Source organism: Hwangdonia sp. (assembly GCF_048381975.1).
GTDB lineage: Bacteria > Bacteroidota > Bacteroidia > Flavobacteriales > Flavobacteriaceae > Hwangdonia > Hwangdonia seohaensis.
In genome coordinates this window covers 105,814-121,811 of sequence record NZ_JBLWYT010000008.1, presented here as the reverse complement: position 1 = coordinate 121,811, position 15,998 = coordinate 105,814, and the positions used below count along the sequence as shown (strand labels likewise).

Genomic DNA, 15,998 nt, shown 5'->3' with positions numbered 1-15,998 from the left:
TTTCCGCTGCAAGTCCGCGCTCGTACTTCGCTGTGGGCTTTCCGCTGCAATCCCTAACGCACCTATCTGCCAAAGCTATACCAAACCCAATATTTAGTTCGTCTTTGCAACGTTCTTTTTTTAGTAATCAGTCTTTTAGTTTATAGGTGTTTGTTGGCGTAATTGTAATCATATTATGTTCCAAAAGCAACTTTAAAACGGTTTTTACATCTTTCTCTGGGCAATTTAAGGTGGTGCTAATTAGTCGAGACGACAGGTCGCCGTTTTCAAGCAATTCTACAATGCGTTTTTTTATGGTATTAATATCTTGCGGTTTATTCTTTTTTTCAGCTGAAACGCAAACCGAACAAATGCCGCAGGGTTTCACATCCTTTTCACCAAAATAGGTGAGGAGCTGTATGCTTTTGCAAACCGCATCATTTTCAACATAATCAAGCATACTTTTAACTTGCTGCTGTTTTAATGTGTTTTGCTGTTCGATAATGGAGGCGATGCGATTGATGGTTTTGTCATCTTCACGCGGTTGGATAAACGTAATCTGCGCATCGGTTTTTGCCAAATTTAGCGTGATGATTTCACTGCTTTCCAGCTCGTGCAACACAGCGATTAATTTAGATTCCGTAACCGAAGCCTTTTCGGCAATACGCTTTAAATCAACTTTGGTAAGATGGTCAAAAATACCGCCGTACATCCTAAGCATCGATTTTACTATTATATTGAATTCCTGGTGCGTTTCCAAATAATTAAACAAAGCCCCGCTGGAAATAATAAACTGTACCGTAACCTTGTTTTTAAACTGTTTCGATAAGGTAATCACACTATTCCGGTCTAAAATCAATAGGGCGTTATAACATAAAATCGAACTGAAATTATAGGTTTTGCAAAAGGTGTTAAAATCGAAATCGTTGGTAACGTATTCGCCTTCACCATAAGAAATCTGAAAATAACTGCACAGTTTTCTGTACACCTGTTTTACAAAATCTACCGTTGGCAACACCTTTAAAAATTGGTTTTTAACCAAAACGGCATCGCTATTGTTCTTTAAAATAACGGCAAAAGCCTTGTCGCCATTTCTACCCACACGACCAGCTTCCTGAAAATAACTTTCAATGCTTTCGGGTAAATTCAAATGGATAACCGTTTTAACATCGGGTTTATCAATGCCCATTCCAAAGGCATTTGTGGCCACCATAACCTGTTTGCGGTTGGCTATCCAATCGCTCATGTTTGCATCCTTTTCATCATTCGAAAGTCCCCCGTGGTAATAGGTTGCCCCAATGTTTTTCGAGGCTAAAAACGATGCCAAATCCAAAGTTAGTTTTCTGTTTCTAACGTAAATAATCGACGAGGCTTTATACTTTTTTAAAATGCTTTCAATCCGGTAATATTTATCGTTTTCGTGGTAAACCATGTACGCCAAATTGGGTCTGTAAAACGATTGCTTAAATATTTTGGGCTTTATAAAATCGAGTTCTTTGGTAATGTCGTCAATAACTTCGGGTTTTGCCGAAGCCGTTAAGGCAATCACATTTACACTGGGTTGCAATTGGCGCAAAAGCGTAATGTTTTTATATGCGGGCCTAAAATCGCTTCCCCATTGCGAGATACAGTGCGCCTCGTCCACCGCAATTAAATTCACGTTCATTAACCTAATTCGGTCTTGTACCAATTCTTGCTGTAAGCGTTCGGGCGAGAGGTATAAAAACTTGTAGTTTCCGTAAATGCAATTATCCAAAAGCGTGTCTAATTGGCTATACGAAATCCCACTGGTTAGCGCCATGGCTTTAATGCCTTTGTCGTTAAGCTGCTGCACTTGGTCTTTCATAAGTGCAATTAAGGGCGAAATAACAATGCAAATACCATCTTTTGCCAGAGCAGGGATTTGAAAACACAACGATTTTCCCCCACCCGTAGGCAACAGCGCAAAGGTATCTTCGCCATCTAAAACCGCATTGATAATAGCTTCTTGGTTGGGTTTAAACGATGTGAATTTCCAATAGCGTTCCAATATGTTTATGGGGTGTTCCATAATTACATATTAAGGGTTTTAAGAATAAAATCGACTCTTTTTTCTACAACATCAAAAGGTACGTCAATCAATTTATAATTAAAAGATTGATAGGTGTTTTGTAAATGGTCGTGAATTTGCAAAGCTTCTTCAAAACTTTCATAACGCTCGTTATCGCTCACATAAATATCCTGCCAAGGTTTTAAAATAAAAACGCAATCGTAATAACAGTCTTTGCACACCTCGGTAAAATAGGGCGGATACGGATCGCCAATAAAATCCATGTATGCCAAAACATCGGGCACACCACGATCTAAAAAAACAACTTCGGTTTTTAGGTTTTTGGTATCGTTGTATTGCTGCTCCCTGCCCCTTAAAAGCAATTCGCTAAACAATAAAGGGTTTGTTAAAAACAGTTGGTCTATCCCGTCTTTTTTGGCATCTAAGGTTACTTGACGCGAAATTTCCTCAAAACACAAATAACCTCTATCGGCCAATGCATTAATAATACTGGATTTTCCTGTGCCTGGACCACCGGTGATAACAATTCTTTTCGTATTCAAATGGTAAGATTTATGCCGTAAAAATCGTAATTTAACGCTTATAAAAAAAATGCAAATAAACAGTATCTTTGCAACTTATTAAATAATTTTATGAGCACACCTACAAATCCAGAAGAATTTTACAAAAAATTAAAAGGGCAATTACAAGATACGGCACTTTGGCCAACAGAATATTTATATAAATTTATTGTTAAATCAGATTTAAAAAAGATAGCTGAAATTGAGGCTATTTTTGATAATATGGGCGCTGTTATCAATACAACACCATCAAAAAACGGTAAATACACAAGCGTATCGGTTAATTTGCGTATGCGCAACCCCGATGCCGTTATTGAAAAATATAAAGAAGTAGCAATAAAAATAGAAGGCGTTATAAGCCTTTAAAAACTGTTTTTGGGCAGAAGAAAACAAAGTTTTTAATCATAGCACTGCTACGATTTAAAATTTTAACGAAATTATGCACAAAAGAGACATAAAAAAATAAGAAACACATTTTTAAACAGCCTCTTAATTTTTTTTGTATTTTGCGCAAGCATAGCAACTACTTGCCAAATTATATAATCTACACATTTATTTTGATAGACGATTTAGAATACAACACAGAGCGTGAGCATTTAATCATACCAGAATATGGTCGCCACATGCAGAAAATGATTAACTACGCGAAATCCAGAGAAACCAAGGAAGAACGCAATAAATTAGCCAAAGCCATAATTTCCGTAATGGGAAACATGCAACCACACTTAAGAGACGTTCCAGATTTTCAGCACAAATTATGGGACCAGCTTTTTATCATGTCTAATTTTGAATTGGACGCCGATTCACCTTACGATAAACCTACAAAAGAACTTTTTGAAGAAAGCCCAGAACCTTTAAAATACCCGCAAAACTTTCCTAAATATCGATTCTACGGAAACAATATTAAAACCATGATCGACGTTGCTAATACATGGGAAGCAGGCGAGCTTAAAGAGGCTTTACTTTACACCATTGCCAACCACATGAAAAAGTGTTTTTTAAATTGGAATAAAGACACGGTTGAAGATGCGGTTATTTTTAATCATTTGTACGAATTGTCAAATGGTAAAATAGATTTGCGTAATTCTGAAGAAGATTTATCCGATTCATCAAGCTTAATGCGTACCAAAACCAAATACAGTAGTAGTAATAAAAAAGGCGGACACCAAAAAAAGAGTTCGGGCAGTCGCCAGAGAAAACGTTATTAAGCGCATTTATGGGAACATTTAAAATTGAAGGTGGACACCAATTAAAAGGAAGTATTCGTCCACAAGGAGCAAAAAACGAAGCCTTGCAAATTTTATGCGCGGTTTTATTAACGCCAGAACGCGTTACCATACACAACATTCCAGATATTATTGATGTTAATAAGCTTATTGGTTTATTACAAAAACTAGGTGTTAAAACCGAAAAATTGGCCGAAGGAACGTATACCTTTCAAGCCGATAACGTGAATTTAAAATATTTGGAATCTCCGGAATTTAAAGAAGACGGTAAAGGACTCCGCGGTTCTATAATGATTGTGGGCCCATTGTTGGCGCGCTTTGGCAGAGGTTATATTCCAAAACCCGGAGGCGATAAAATTGGTCGCAGACGTTTAGATACCCATTTTGAAGGCTTAATTAAACTGGGTGCGAAATTCAGGTACAGCAAAGAAGAACAGTTTTATGGCGTTGAAGCAGATACTTTAAAAGGCACCTATATGTTGCTTGAAGAAGCATCGGTTACCGGGACCGCCAATATTTTAATGGCTGCGGTTTTGGCCAAAGGGCAAACCACCATTTACAACGCCGCTTGCGAACCCTATTTGCAGCAATTGTGTAAAATGCTGAATCGTATGGGCGCAAAAATCAGTGGCGTAGGTTCCAATATGTTGATTATCGATGGCGTTGAAAGTTTAGGCGGCACCGAGCACACCATGCTTCCGGATATGATTGAAATCGGGAGTTGGATTGGTTTAGCGGCCATGACCAAAAGCGAGCTCACCATTACCAATGTAAGTTGGGACGATTTGGGCATTATTCCAAACGTGTTCAGGAAATTGGGCATTACCGTTGAAAAACAAGGCGATAACATCCATATTCCGGCACATACCGATGGTTACGAAATACAAAGTTTTATCGATGGTTCTATTTTAACCATTTCCGATGCGCCTTGGCCCGGGTTTACACCAGATTTATTGAGTATTATTTTGGTGGTCGCCACACAAGCCCGAGGCAGTGTTTTGGTACACCAAAAAATGTTTGAAAGCCGTTTATTCTTTGTCGATAAGTTGATTGATATGGGCGCAAAAATAATTTTGTGCGACCCGCATCGCGCCACCGTTATTGGGCACGATTTTAAATCGACCTTAAAAGCCACCACCATGACCTCGCCAGATATTCGTGCCGGTGTGTCCTTATTAATTGCAGCCTTATCGGCTAAAGGGACGTCAACCATTATGAATATTGAGCAGATTGACCGTGGTTACGAAAACATCGACGAGCGTTTGCGCGCTATTGGCGCACGAATTGAGCGGGTACAATAGCTATTGGCATTACATAGGTTTGCCGTTATAATAAAGTAATTATAGAAGTCCTTATTTTTTTCTATATTTAGAAAACCCTAAAGTCTCTCATAGTGTAAATAAATTAATAGTGCATTAATTAACCATTATGAATACGATAAAATCATCTGGAGTTGACTGTTTTGAAGATTTAAACCATCTCTCTCAACATTTAGGTGAGAAAATTTGTAAGGAAGAAGGTTTTTGCAGTACACAATTAAATCCATCTTATGGCGAAGGCTTGATAACGGCGACCAAACTCTCCAGCGAAATTTCGGTTTTTATATTCGACATTGTCCTTAAACAGGATTTAGAATTACTTTTTAAAAAAGCACCGCTTCGAAGTATCGATTTTATTTTTTGCTTAGAAGGTTCGGCATACCATAAATTCAACGCATTGGGTTACGAGCAAATCAATTTTAGGCAAAACTTTATTGTAAGTCGCAATAAAAAATCGTCGAGCACCATAAAATTCGGGGCGCACACGCCAATAAAAATGACCCTTATTTCGTATAAGCCCGATTTTAATAAAATAGGAAGTCAAGACGATCTTGGATTGCGAAAAATAGCCTTCAGAATTTTGTCCGATGCCTTTTTAAAAGAAGAGGACTATCGCTATTCGGGAAGAATTTGCTTTAGAACCTCTAAATTTGTCAGCGATATTTTAAAGTATTCCTTTAATTCGTCATCAGACTTATTGTTTAAAGAAGCTGCCATTATTAATACAATGGCATCGCAAATAGATAGGCACGATAAAGGCATAAGCGGTAAACATAAAGATGCACCCATTCGCCAGTTCGAAATCGACCAAATTCTGGCCACCGTTAATTTTATCTCCAATAATTTAAGCGAAAACCTAAGCGTTTCGCGGTTGCAAAAAATTTCTGGACTTTCGTCAGATAAGCTGCAAAAAGGCTTTAAATACCTATTCAATAAAAGTGTGAACGTTTATATTACCGAAAAGCGATTGGAAAAAGCGGCGCAACTTATTTACGAAACCGATTTTAATGTTTCAGAATTGGTATATAGCGTAGGCTTTAGCAGCCGAAGTTATTTTTCCAAGATATTTAAAAGGTATTTTGGTGTTTTGCCCTCTCAATGTGTTACCAATCCACAGTTAATCAATAAAGTAATTGCTAGTTAAAAAAATATGTATTATTCTGTAATTTACCGGTCGACTGCTGAATCTCATTTTTCTCAAAAGGACATCGACTATATGCTTTTAAAAGCAAAACAGCACAATAAAAAGCAGGGCATTACCGGTTGCATTATTTACAGCAACAATCAGTTTATTCAAATTATTGAAGGCGCCAAAGAGGCGATATTGGAATTGTACGACAGCATAAAAGCCGACAACAGGCATTTTGATGTTACCACGCTTATCGAAACCCCATCAAAAAATATGCTTTGGGACGATTGGTCTATGGCGTTTTACAATTTTTCGGGCACTGCCGAACAGAATAATTACAGCAGAATGCTTTTAGAAACCTATTTTGAAAATGCAAACCTGAAAAGCAAATCGTCGGAGGTGTTTTTAACCCTTAAAACGAACATTTTTGAATTGATTAGCAACACCTAAATATAGCTGTGTTTTGAAGACTTTTATTCCTAAATAATGTCCTATCTTTTTTGGCTGTTTGAAAGAGCACTGAATATAGCTTAGCGGTAGAAATGGTTTAGTTCCTGTTGTAAAATTCCAAGTTAAAAACTTTGTGCTTTCTGCAAGGACTCTTCCAGCATACCACATTTTTTATGGTTGGAAGTGCATAATCCAGGTTGTTAAGATTAACGAAATAATTAATAGGAAACTAGAAATAAATGAAATTCAACCAGTGTCGGTTTGTACTGAAGAAACAAAAGTGGACACCACTAACAAAACAAGAATTTTAATATTCAATCTGGTAATAATTTTGAGAAGAAACCGATTTACTATCAGCTTTGATGAAAATGTTTGGGAAATCTATTTTAATAATCTAATCCTAAATCTTTATAAACTGAAGCCGGATAATGCCAATCATTTCTTTTTGTTTTATCAACACTTGAATCATATTGATTTGGCCAATAATCTAAAGCATATTTAATTATCTTCATTCGAAACGAAACGTGCATAGCGTTAGCTCCTTTAAGAATTGGCGGGCAAAGTGTGTTATCTATACTTCTTACTTTATTTAGGTTGACAACAACTATAGGCAAATCAAGATTTTGACATTGTTCAATTTCCCAACGAACGTATCTGAATAAATTTTTAGTACTACTTCCGACCAATACAACAACTTGTTTAGCACTTTTTATTCGTTCCAAGAGGCGTTGTTTTATATAAGTTTCGTTTGCCGCTTGTCCTGTAAGGGGTTTTAAGTCGTGAGCATTGAAAAAATTGAAATCAATATTGTCTAATGCATTCCATCCTTTCATACGAGCGTAAGCCCACATATCATTATCACCATCGAAAATAACATACGTTTTATTTCTGTATCCCATATTTGTTTCGTTTAAATTCTTGGCAACGTTTTAGGATGTAAATCCGTTTTAACACTTCGATAAAAGCAGTACAAGTGATTTATATCTACCGATTGACGAATATAGAATTTTCTTACCAAAATACCAATACGTATTCCTACGTATTTTTACCTAAAACAAGCCCGTAATTTCGCCCTCATCGTTAATATCGATGTTTTCAGACGCCGGATGTGCCGGTAACCCGGGCATGCGCATAATATCGCCCGTAATCGGGATTAAAAAACCGGCACCTGCGGCGATTTCAATTTCCCTAACGGTAATGATAAAATCCTTTGGTCGCCCTAATAACTTGGGGTTGTCGGATAAAGACTTTTGGGTTTTGGCGATACAAATAGGTAAATGGTCTAAGCCTAAATGGGTTATTTTCCTTAAATGGGCTTTGGCTTTTGCGGTGTAATCTACATATTCGGCGCCATAAATTTCGGTGGCTATGGTTTCAATTTTATCGGTAACACTGGATTCCCAATGGTACAAGGGCGTAAAGTTTGAGGTTTTGGCTTCTACCACATCAATAACACATTGTGCCAACTCCAAAGCGCCCCCGCCGCCTTTTGCCCAAACATCGGCCAAGGCCACTTTAATGCCTTTGGTGGCCGCAAAATCTTTTATCAATTGGATTTCGGCATCACTATCCGAGGTAAACTTATTGATGGCAATAACGGGCGATACCTTGAATTTGGAAATGTTTTCGAGGTGTTTTTCCAAGTTGGGCAGTCCGTTTTTAAGCGCATCGAGATCGGGCGTGGTCAACGATTTTAAATCGGCACCGCCATGGTATTTTAATGCGCGAATGGTGGTGGTAAGCACTACGGCCTTGGGTTTAAGTCCGGCACTTTGGCATTTGATATCGAAGAATTTTTCGGCACCTAAATCGAAACCAAAACCGGCTTCGGTTACCGTATAATCGGAATGCGACATACCCATTAACGTGCCAATTACGGTGTTGGTGCCTTGCGCGATATTGGCAAAAGGCCCCCCGTGAATGATGGCTGGATTGCCCTCGATGGTTTGCACCAAATTGGGTTTTATGGCATCTTTTAGTAAGGTGGCCATAGCACCTTCGGCTTTTAAATCTTTGGCATAAATGGGTTCTTTATTAAAGGTAAAGCCTATAAAAATGTTTCCTAAGCGTTTTTTGAGGTCGGTTAAATTTTCAGCTAAACACAGGATGGCCATAATTTCGGAAGCCGCCGTAATATCGAAACCGGTTTCACGAGGTATGCCTGATGCAGTACCGCCCAAACCAACAATGGTGTGCCTTAAGGCGCGGTCGTTCATATCGATAACGCGTTTCCACCCAATGGTTCTGGGGTCTATCAATAACGAGTTTGTTTTGCTTTGAATGTTATTATCGATTAGGGCAGATAGTAAATTGTGGGCTTTTTCGATAGCGGAAAAATCGCCCGTAAAATGCAGATTGATATCCTCCATGGGCAACACCTGTGAGTATCCGCCGCCCGTGGCACCACCTTTGATGCCAAAAATAGGCCCTAAAGAGGGTTCTCTTAAAACCACCGTAGTTTTTTTGTTTAAACGATTTAAACCTTCAGATAAACCAATGGATATGGTTGTTTTTCCTTCGCCCGCCGGTGTGGGCGAAATGGCCGAAACCAGTATTAAATTGCTTTTATCGGCCTGTTGTTTGTTTATGGCTTTTAAGGGTAATTTTGCTTTATACTTGCCATACATTTCAATGTGTTCGGGGTCGACTCCAAATTTTTCGGCAATGGACGTGATGGGTTTAAGGGTGATGGTTTTGGCAATCTGTAAATCGTTCATAAAGCGTAAATTTTAATTATCGAAAATTCTAATATCAAGGTAAAAGTATAATTTTTAGACACTATATTTTGTGATATTTGTCATATAAATATAACCTGAATTATCGATATATCGGTATATAAAAAAAGCTTCAAGTACAATATTGAAGCTTTTCTAGATTTTTACGGAATTTAGTGTTTTATGCTTTGGGGGTTTTCATAGCGTGTAAAAATACTGTTCGCTAGCAATTTCCCCATCCTTTACTTCATAAACACAAAGCTCTTCCATCTGTTGTCTACCACCTTCTTTGAATGTACAATCAAATGTCATTTTTGCTGTAAAAAAGTTTCCAGCAACTACAGGTTCTGAAACTGAACTTGAATGTAAATCGTCAACACTGTCCAGCCACTGTTTGCTTTTGTTCCAAACATTTTGTTTTCCAGTAATAACTTCCCCCGGCATCCCAGGCATTTCTTTGCTCACAACATGGTCGGCGTACAATTCCTCAATACATTCCATGTTTTTACCTTCGCGACACATTTGTACCCACTTGTTCGCTACGTCTTGTGTGTTCATTTTTATATTTTTTTTGGTTCATGTTTTAAAGTTAGTTAAATATTTGAACCCATTTATAAAAAATACATTGTGATGTTATTGGAGCGCTTGTTTGTAAACCCGTAAACAGCGTTCGCGTGCTGCTTTGTGCTCTACGATTTCCTTGGGGTAGGTGAGCTCCTGAAAATCGGGCACCCAGGTTTTAATGTATTCCAAGTTTTTATCAAATTTTTTAATTTGAGTGGTCGGATTAAAAATCCTGAAATATGGGGCTGCATCAACGCCACAACCGGCAACCCATTGCCAGTTGCCAATGTTGCTTGCCATGTCGTAATCGTGTAGTTTTTCGGCAAAATAGGCTTCGCCCCAGCGCCAATCGATTAATAAATGCTTACATAAAAAACTACCTACCAACATACGTACCCGGTTGTGCATAAACCCCGTTTTATTTAATTGCCGCATACCGGCATCTACCAAGGGATAGCCCGTTTTGCCTTCGCACCAGGCTTTAAATTCGTTTTCGTTATTGCGCCACACCATGCGGTCGTATTTGGGTTTGAAACTCTGGGTTTGCGTCTGCGGAAAGTGCCAAAGGATTTGCATGAAAAACTCGCGCCAAATCAATTCTTGCCAAAAAACCTCATGGGGCTCCGCTATGGCTTTTTGCATCATTTTGCGGATGCTTACCGTACCAAACCGCAAATGAGGGCCTAGGCGTGAGGTGCTATCTTGCGCGGGGAAGTTACGTGTGGCCTCGTAGTTTTGTATTAATTTTGGAGTGACTTGATAGGGTTCTATGTGCTGATTTGAAGCTTTAAAAACCATATCGGATAAACTTAAATTTGGCAGTGATTTTTCTTTAATCACATGATCCAATAATTTTTCCGAATCGAAAGGTTTTATGTCGCTATCCGTAAAGGTTGCTTTCCAACGTTTCATATAGGGCGTGTAAACCAGATAGGGTGTGCCATCGCTTTTTACAACATCGTTTTTTTCAAAAACAACCTGATCTTTAAAGGTTTTAAACGCTATGTTGTTATCGTTTAAAAAGTCTTTAATTTTTTTATCGCGAGTTTTGGCGTAAGGTTCGTAATCGTGGTTGGTAAAAACCGTTTTGATGTTGTAATCGGCAATAATTCTTTTAAAAACTTCAATCGGTTTACCGTGATACATTGCTATACCGCTGTCATGCTCATTTTTTAACTTGCTGTTTAAAGTTTGGAGGGTGTTGTGAATAAAGGTAACGCGGGCATCGTTTTCAGGTAATTTTTCTAATATTTCAGAATCGAAAATAAAAATAGGGAGCACTTGGTGTTGCCCTTTTAAAGCTTCAAATAACCCGTGATTGTCGTCAAGCCTTAAGTCGCGGCGAAACCAGAATATGTTTATGGTATCTTTCATTTTAATACGTGCCGAATAATTCTTCTAATTTTTTGGTTCTGTAATTAAAAATTTCTTCCAGTTTAGGCTTAACTAAAAAGGGATGAATCCACTGCCCGATTATCCCGAAAGGCAATTTATAATCGATAATGTCTTCCATTTCTACACCACCGTCAATTTTTTTTATAAAATGTTTGTGATGCCACAGGGCATAAGGACCAAAACGCTGTTCGTCAACAAAATACTGTTTGTTAACGCTATGGGTGATTTCGGTTACCCATTTGGTTTTTATCCCCAATACGGGTGTTACCATATATTGAATAATCTGACCCGCAAACATAGGTCTATCAGCTCCGGATAGGATGTTAAACCCCATATAATCTGGTGTAATCGTTTTTAAGTTTTTAGGGTTCGATAGAAAACCCCAAGCTTCATCAACGGTTATGGGTAAATTCTGTTTTTTGTGGAGTCTGTAAATTTTCATCTTATTAATTGTAAAAGAGAATATAGGCGTTAAGCGATGTGGCTATGCAAAGCCAAATAAGATAGGGGAGTATTAAAGCACTTTTTACTTTCATTTTTTTTCTGAATGAAACTAAAAATAGTGCGACCAAAAATGTTAATGCAAGAATAACTCCTAAGCCCAAACCAACTAAATGTAGATTGAAAAAGATATAATTCCAAATAACATTTAAAACAAACTGTAAACTGAAAAGCAGGAGGACTTTTGGTGTTCCCAACAGTTTGTATAGGTATGCCATATAGATGGAAAAACAAACCATAATGGTGGTCCAAGCAGCCCCAAACACCCAACCTGGTGGTGTCCAAGGCGCCTTGTTTAGGTTAATGTACCAATGGCTTTGTGGACCATTGTCCATAAGCCAGCTCCCAATGGCCAAAGCACCAAAATTGATAATTAAAAAAACGATAATGTATTTAAATAGTTTCATGTTTTAAAATTTCAATTTGTTTGGCAATAGCTTCGGCTTCTTCGTATGTTTTATCGCTTTCCGAACGGTTTATACTGGATAGCCTATGCCATTCTTTCATGAGATTTTCATACTTTTTTTGAAGTTTTTGGACCTCGGTTTTCTTTTTAAATAATCCGAACATAGCTTTATTTTAAGTGTTTTGTGATTTTTAAACTTAGCGGACTTGTGTTTGAAAAATAGTAATCCACTAAATTGCCGTCGCTGTCGATTAAATATTTTTGAAAATTCCACTTTACAGAAGAATTTTTGCGTCCGTTGTTCTCTTTTTGAGTTAGCCAAGTATAAAGCGGGTGCTGGTTATTGCCTTTTACATCAATTTTTTCGGTGATTAAAAACCTAACGCCATAATTTTTTTCGCAAAACGATTTTATGCTTTCGGCATTTCCAGGCTCTTGACTCCCAAACTGGTTACAAGGCACGCCAATAACCTGTAGTTTGTTTTTATAGGCTTCATGCAGCTCCTGTAAGGCTTTGTATTGCGGTGTAAATCCACATTGCGAAGCCACATTTACAAAAAGAATGTGTTTTCCTTTAAATTCTGAAAGTTTTAAAGGTTTGCCTTCAAGTGAATTTATTTCAATATCATAAATAGAATCGATGATCATTTTTTTATCCTTGTTTTCGTTTGAAAAAAAAGTAGCCATAAAAGTTTTTAGTAAATTCATATTTTAAAACTTACAATGCCACAGTCCATTTGGAAAATTTGTCCAGACATTGAGGCAGCTTTATCCGACATTAAAAAGGTTGCCATATCTGCTACCTCCTCAGGGTTTAAAAATTTTTTAAGTGGATGCCTTTCGGTTATGTTTTCAATCATTTTATCATTTCGCAATAGTTTTGAAGCCAATTGCGTGTTGGTAACGGTAGGTGCAATGGCGTTAATGCGTATGGTTGGAGCAAGTTCTGCACCCAACGATTTTACCAAACCTTCAACGCCGGATTTTGAAGTTGCAATACTAGCGTGGAATGGCATGCCAAGTTTAGCGGCCACAGTGCTAAAAAGTAAAATAGAAGGCTTGTGGCCTTTTTTTAGGATGGGTAAATAATGCTGAATAGCTTTTACGGCACCTAAAACGTTAATTTCAAAATCGTTTTTAAAATCGGTGATGCTTAATCTGGAAATGGGTTTCAAATTGATGCTACCTGGGCAATATATAAGTCCGTCGGCATGTTGAATTTCTGGTAAATTTTCTGTGGTAACGTCGCAGGAATAGTGTGTTAAATTAGCATGTTTGAAGCTTGGTGCGGTTCTGCTGATGTTTGCGACTTTGTGGGAATTGACTAATGTATTTATAATGGCATTTCCAATGCCCTTACTACCACCTATAACAATTATTGTTTTCATATATGGTTTCAGGGCATTTTTTGTTTTAAGGCCTGCCCTTTAGTCTTTTTTCTATTTTTTGTTTAATAACCGTTAGGCGTTTCATTAAATCCATTATTTCAGGATCTTTATTTTCTTTATAAATGGCATTTAAACTCAATATTAAATCTTTTACTTCTCTAGACGATTCGATACGCTCACTGGTTGTTTTAAAAGTGTGTTTACGTTGTTCGAACTCTAAAGCTTTATCAATAATCTCCATATTTTTTAATATTTTATCTTGAATTATATTGGTGTGAATCTATGTTAGATATTTCACAATTCGACAATATAATAAAATCTGCGTCATTTATGTTTTATAGAGAGAAATATTATATAAAATTTAATATATTTTGTTTAAAACGGTTTTTAAAATCGCTATTATTTGAAAAATTAAGCTGTTAATGGCGCTCCCTTCAAGCGTTTTTCTACTTTACGTTTAATAGCCGTTAAACGCTTCATTATATCCATAATTTTTTCGTCTTTCTTAATTTTATATACTTGGTTTAAATCCAAAATTAACGCTTTGGCTTCCCTCGAAATTTTTACTCTATCTGATGTTGAAAGCGATCTCATTTTTCGTTGTTCAAACTCTAGTGCTCTATTGATTAATTCCATAATTCTTGTCTTTAAATTGTTTAAATATTGAAAATGGTATGTTTTGTAACATACATTTTAAACTTGATGATACAAATATAAAAAATGTTTAATATGTTATGTTAAAACTTAAACAAAAATATTTATCGAACTATAAGGAAAACTTATTGTGTTTTGGAGAGCTTAGTTATCATGCCTTTAAAAATGAATCCGTGGAACGGCAATACGCTGTACCAATACAGTCGACCCCAGAGCCCACGCGGTCTAAACGTAGCGGTTTGTTTTAAAACACCCTCTTCAATCTTAAATTCCAACCAAGCTTCACCAGGTAATCGCATTTCTGCGTAAAGCAACAGTTTTTGTTGGGTTTTATCGGCAAAAATGACCCGCCAAAAATCCAAAGCATCGCCAGCATTGAGTTCGGTTGGGTTTGTACGGCCTCTACGTAAACCAATACCGCCAACAGCTTTATCGATATAACCACGAATGCGCCATAAAAAAGATCCGTAATACCATCCGTTTTTACCGCCTATGGCCCAAATTTTATCAATGGTTTTATTGGGATTTTGCACAGGTCGTTCTTTATAATCTTTAAAACAGCCGTATTTGGGTACATTAACATATTTATGCAAATTGTTGGGCAATCGGCCACTGCTAACCATGGAATCCTTCCAACTGGAAATGATGCTATTTTGCTCAATTTTTTCGAATGCCAGTGAAACCGCTTGCTTGTAAGTTAACGGGCTAACCTTTAAAATTTCATTAATATTACTGGGTTTGCCAATAATTTGAACACCCATGCTATCAACCAACGATGTGGCTAATTTATACGAGGTTGAAGTGACAAAATACAGCCAATAGGAGGATAGTTTTGGTGTCATTACCGGTACCGTTAAAATATAACGTTTTAGGTTACGAACTTCTGCGAATTGAAGCAATAACTGCTTATATGTTAATACTTCGGGGCCAAAAACATCATAGGTTTTATTGTAAAGTTTGTTATGGCCCGCAGCACCGCTTAAAAAGGTTAGCACATCTCGAACCGCCAAAGGTTGTGTTTTGGTATTTAGCCATTTTGGAGCAATCATAAAAGGAAGTTTCTCAACTAAATCGCGAATGATTTCGAAAGAAGAACTGCCCGAACCAACAATGATACCTGCCTTAAAAATGGTTGTGGCGTAGTGGTTTGATTCGAGAATTTTTTCTACGTTTTGTCTGGAGCGCAAATGTTTGGAGAGTTCTTCTTCATTTGTTATACCACTTAAATAAATCACCTGTTTTACTTTTGTGGTTTCAAGACAGGTTTTAAAGTTTTTTGCGCATTTTTCTTCCAACGATTCAAAGTCTTTGGAAGAATTGGACATCGAATGGATTAAATAATAAGCCACATCGATGTCTTTGGGTATATTTTTAAGTGTTTCGGGCTTTAAAAAATCGGCTTCAATAATTTCTATTTGCGATTCGTTTTTATAGCTTTCATCAGCACGAAGTTTGTCTCTTACACAACAGATTACCTGATGCTTATTTTGAATTAATAAAGGTATTAGCCGTTTGCCAATGTAACCTGTTGCTCCTGTAACGAGAATTTTCATTTGTTTTTATTTTGATGCAAATTCCTCGGGTTAAAATAGAAATCAGCAGAATGGTATTATGGTAACTGGTTGTTCGTTTTTTAAGTTGAATATTAAATTATTGAGGCTAA

The 15,998-nt window shown here is 37.2% G+C and carries 20 protein-coding genes; 5 read left to right on the top strand and 15 right to left on the bottom strand.

The features are described from left to right. Positions 1–127: 127 nt before the first annotated feature. Together ACN5J7_RS14335 and ACN5J7_RS14330 are read right to left on the bottom strand one after the other, a co-directional pair. A complete protein-coding gene (locus ACN5J7_RS14335; RefSeq protein WP_418604434.1) occupies positions 128–2,029 on the bottom strand; it encodes a RecQ family ATP-dependent DNA helicase in 1,902 nt (633 codons plus the stop codon). A 2-nt stretch (positions 2,030–2,031) separates the two neighbouring features. After that, positions 2,032–2,571 carry an AAA family ATPase gene (locus tag ACN5J7_RS14330; protein ID WP_418604433.1) on the bottom strand — a complete coding sequence of 180 codons (540 nt, stop codon included), beginning with the start codon at positions 2,569–2,571 and terminating at the stop codon, positions 2,032–2,034. A gap of 90 nt (positions 2,572–2,661) precedes the next feature. Here ACN5J7_RS14330 and ACN5J7_RS14325 point away from each other — a divergent pair, with 90 nt between their 5' ends. The 5 genes from ACN5J7_RS14325 to ACN5J7_RS14305 all read left to right on the top strand — a co-directional run bounded on the left by ACN5J7_RS14325 (position 2,662) and on the right by ACN5J7_RS14305 (position 6,713). Next, positions 2,662–2,955: a DUF493 family protein gene (locus ACN5J7_RS14325; RefSeq protein ID WP_418604432.1), complete on the top strand. Its 294-nt coding sequence runs from the start codon at positions 2,662–2,664 to the stop codon at positions 2,953–2,955. 191 nt (positions 2,956–3,146) lie between these two features. Next, positions 3,147–3,797, top strand: coding sequence for a DUF4290 domain-containing protein (locus ACN5J7_RS14320; RefSeq protein WP_311938999.1), 651 nt, complete (start codon positions 3,147–3,149; stop codon positions 3,795–3,797). Positions 3,798–3,805: 8 nt separating this feature from the next. Then, positions 3,806–5,116 carry a UDP-N-acetylglucosamine 1-carboxyvinyltransferase gene (murA, locus tag ACN5J7_RS14315; RefSeq protein ID WP_418604431.1) on the top strand — a complete coding sequence of 437 codons (1,311 nt, stop codon included), beginning with the start codon at positions 3,806–3,808 and terminating at the stop codon, positions 5,114–5,116. A 127-nt stretch (positions 5,117–5,243) separates the two neighbouring features. Continuing rightward, entirely contained in the window at positions 5,244–6,278 is a 1,035-nt protein-coding gene (locus ACN5J7_RS14310; protein ID WP_418604430.1) for a helix-turn-helix domain-containing protein, read from the top strand. Positions 6,279–6,284: 6 nt separating this feature from the next. Then, positions 6,285–6,713 carry a BLUF domain-containing protein gene (locus ACN5J7_RS14305; protein ID WP_418604429.1) on the top strand — a complete coding sequence of 143 codons (429 nt, stop codon included), beginning with the start codon at positions 6,285–6,287 and terminating at the stop codon, positions 6,711–6,713. Here the strand turns inward: ACN5J7_RS14305 and ACN5J7_RS14300 are convergent. From ACN5J7_RS14300 to ACN5J7_RS14240, 13 genes are all read right to left on the bottom strand, one after another. Next, entirely contained in the window at positions 6,669–6,881 is a 213-nt protein-coding gene (locus ACN5J7_RS14300; RefSeq protein WP_418604428.1) for a hypothetical protein, read from the bottom strand. The two genes, ACN5J7_RS14305 and ACN5J7_RS14300, sit on opposite strands and share 45 nt — an antisense overlap. 218 nt (positions 6,882–7,099) lie before the next feature. Beyond that, positions 7,100–7,612 carry a TIR domain-containing protein gene (locus ACN5J7_RS14295; RefSeq protein WP_418604427.1) on the bottom strand — a complete coding sequence of 171 codons (513 nt, stop codon included), beginning with the start codon at positions 7,610–7,612 and terminating at the stop codon, positions 7,100–7,102. A 150-nt stretch (positions 7,613–7,762) separates the two neighbouring features. After that, positions 7,763–9,430 (bottom strand): formate--tetrahydrofolate ligase, encoded by a 1,668-nt coding sequence (locus ACN5J7_RS14290; RefSeq protein WP_418604426.1) that lies wholly within the window; start codon positions 9,428–9,430, stop codon positions 7,763–7,765. Positions 9,431–9,625: 195 nt separating this feature from the next. Beyond that, positions 9,626–9,985: a SnoaL-like domain-containing protein gene (locus tag ACN5J7_RS14285; protein WP_418604425.1), complete on the bottom strand. Its 360-nt coding sequence runs from the start codon at positions 9,983–9,985 to the stop codon at positions 9,626–9,628. Positions 9,986–10,060: 75 nt separating this feature from the next. Further along, positions 10,061–11,365 carry a cryptochrome/photolyase family protein gene (locus ACN5J7_RS14280; RefSeq protein WP_418604424.1) on the bottom strand — a complete coding sequence of 435 codons (1,305 nt, stop codon included), beginning with the start codon at positions 11,363–11,365 and terminating at the stop codon, positions 10,061–10,063. A 1-nt stretch (position 11,366) separates the two neighbouring features. Further along, on the bottom strand, positions 11,367–11,828 hold the full coding sequence (locus tag ACN5J7_RS14275; protein WP_418604423.1) for an SRPBCC family protein: 462 nt from the start codon (positions 11,826–11,828) through the stop codon (positions 11,367–11,369). Between the two features lie 4 nt (positions 11,829–11,832). Next, a complete protein-coding gene (locus ACN5J7_RS14270; RefSeq protein ID WP_418604422.1) occupies positions 11,833–12,294 on the bottom strand; it encodes a TspO/MBR family protein in 462 nt (153 codons plus the stop codon). Next, on the bottom strand, positions 12,281–12,457 hold the full coding sequence (locus tag ACN5J7_RS14265) for a Lacal_2735 family protein (RefSeq protein WP_418604421.1): 177 nt from the start codon (positions 12,455–12,457) through the stop codon (positions 12,281–12,283). The genes ACN5J7_RS14270 and ACN5J7_RS14265 overlap by 14 nt, the downstream gene beginning before the upstream one ends. 4 nt (positions 12,458–12,461) lie before the next feature. Further along, entirely contained in the window at positions 12,462–12,980 is a 519-nt protein-coding gene (locus ACN5J7_RS14260) for a glutathione peroxidase (protein WP_418604443.1), read from the bottom strand. Positions 12,981–12,997: 17 nt separating this feature from the next. Beyond that, complete coding sequence (locus tag ACN5J7_RS14255; protein ID WP_418604420.1) at positions 12,998–13,681, bottom strand: SDR family NAD(P)-dependent oxidoreductase; 684 nt, start codon at positions 13,679–13,681, stop codon at positions 12,998–13,000. Between the two features lie 25 nt (positions 13,682–13,706). After that, on the bottom strand, positions 13,707–13,922 hold the full coding sequence (locus tag ACN5J7_RS14250) for a hypothetical protein (protein WP_311938977.1): 216 nt from the start codon (positions 13,920–13,922) through the stop codon (positions 13,707–13,709). A 170-nt stretch (positions 13,923–14,092) separates the two neighbouring features. After that, the gene (locus ACN5J7_RS14245) at positions 14,093–14,317 is read right to left on the bottom strand and encodes a hypothetical protein (RefSeq protein WP_418604419.1); all 225 of its coding nucleotides are present in this window, start codon (positions 14,315–14,317) and stop codon (positions 14,093–14,095) included. A gap of 143 nt (positions 14,318–14,460) precedes the next feature. Further along, on the bottom strand, positions 14,461–15,888 hold the full coding sequence (locus tag ACN5J7_RS14240) for an SDR family oxidoreductase (RefSeq protein WP_418604418.1): 1,428 nt from the start codon (positions 15,886–15,888) through the stop codon (positions 14,461–14,463). Positions 15,889–15,998: the final 110 nt, after the last annotated feature.

Coding starts and splice junctions, on each gene's coding strand:
- ACN5J7_RS14335 (WP_418604434.1), bottom strand. CDS start 2,029: ATGGAACACCCCATAAACATATTGGAACGCTATTGGAAATTCACATCG.
- ACN5J7_RS14325 (WP_418604432.1), top strand. CDS start 2,662: ATGAGCACACCTACAAATCCAGAAGAATTTTACAAAAAATTAAAAGGG.
- murA (WP_418604431.1), top strand. CDS start 3,806: ATGGGAACATTTAAAATTGAAGGTGGACACCAATTAAAAGGAAGTATT.
- ACN5J7_RS14310 (WP_418604430.1), top strand. CDS start 5,244: ATGAATACGATAAAATCATCTGGAGTTGACTGTTTTGAAGATTTAAAC.
- ACN5J7_RS14305 (WP_418604429.1), top strand. CDS start 6,285: ATGTATTATTCTGTAATTTACCGGTCGACTGCTGAATCTCATTTTTCT.
- ACN5J7_RS14300 (WP_418604428.1), bottom strand. CDS start 6,881: ATGTGGTATGCTGGAAGAGTCCTTGCAGAAAGCACAAAGTTTTTAACT.
- ACN5J7_RS14295 (WP_418604427.1), bottom strand. CDS start 7,612: ATGGGATACAGAAATAAAACGTATGTTATTTTCGATGGTGATAATGAT.
- ACN5J7_RS14290 (WP_418604426.1), bottom strand. CDS start 9,430: ATGAACGATTTACAGATTGCCAAAACCATCACCCTTAAACCCATCACG.
- ACN5J7_RS14285 (WP_418604425.1), bottom strand. CDS start 9,985: ATGAACACACAAGACGTAGCGAACAAGTGGGTACAAATGTGTCGCGAA.
- ACN5J7_RS14280 (WP_418604424.1), bottom strand. CDS start 11,365: ATGAAAGATACCATAAACATATTCTGGTTTCGCCGCGACTTAAGGCTT.
- ACN5J7_RS14275 (WP_418604423.1), bottom strand. CDS start 11,828: ATGAAAATTTACAGACTCCACAAAAAACAGAATTTACCCATAACCGTT.
- ACN5J7_RS14270 (WP_418604422.1), bottom strand. CDS start 12,294: ATGAAACTATTTAAATACATTATCGTTTTTTTAATTATCAATTTTGGT.
- ACN5J7_RS14265 (WP_418604421.1), bottom strand. CDS start 12,457: ATGTTCGGATTATTTAAAAAGAAAACCGAGGTCCAAAAACTTCAAAAA.
- ACN5J7_RS14260 (WP_418604443.1), bottom strand. CDS start 12,980: ATGGCTACTTTTTTTTCAAACGAAAACAAGGATAAAAAAATGATCATC.
- ACN5J7_RS14255 (WP_418604420.1), bottom strand. CDS start 13,681: ATGAAAACAATAATTGTTATAGGTGGTAGTAAGGGCATTGGAAATGCC.
- ACN5J7_RS14250 (WP_311938977.1), bottom strand. CDS start 13,922: ATGGAGATTATTGATAAAGCTTTAGAGTTCGAACAACGTAAACACACT.
- ACN5J7_RS14245 (WP_418604419.1), bottom strand. CDS start 14,317: ATGGAATTAATCAATAGAGCACTAGAGTTTGAACAACGAAAAATGAGA.
- ACN5J7_RS14240 (WP_418604418.1), bottom strand. CDS start 15,888: ATGAAAATTCTCGTTACAGGAGCAACAGGTTACATTGGCAAACGGCTA.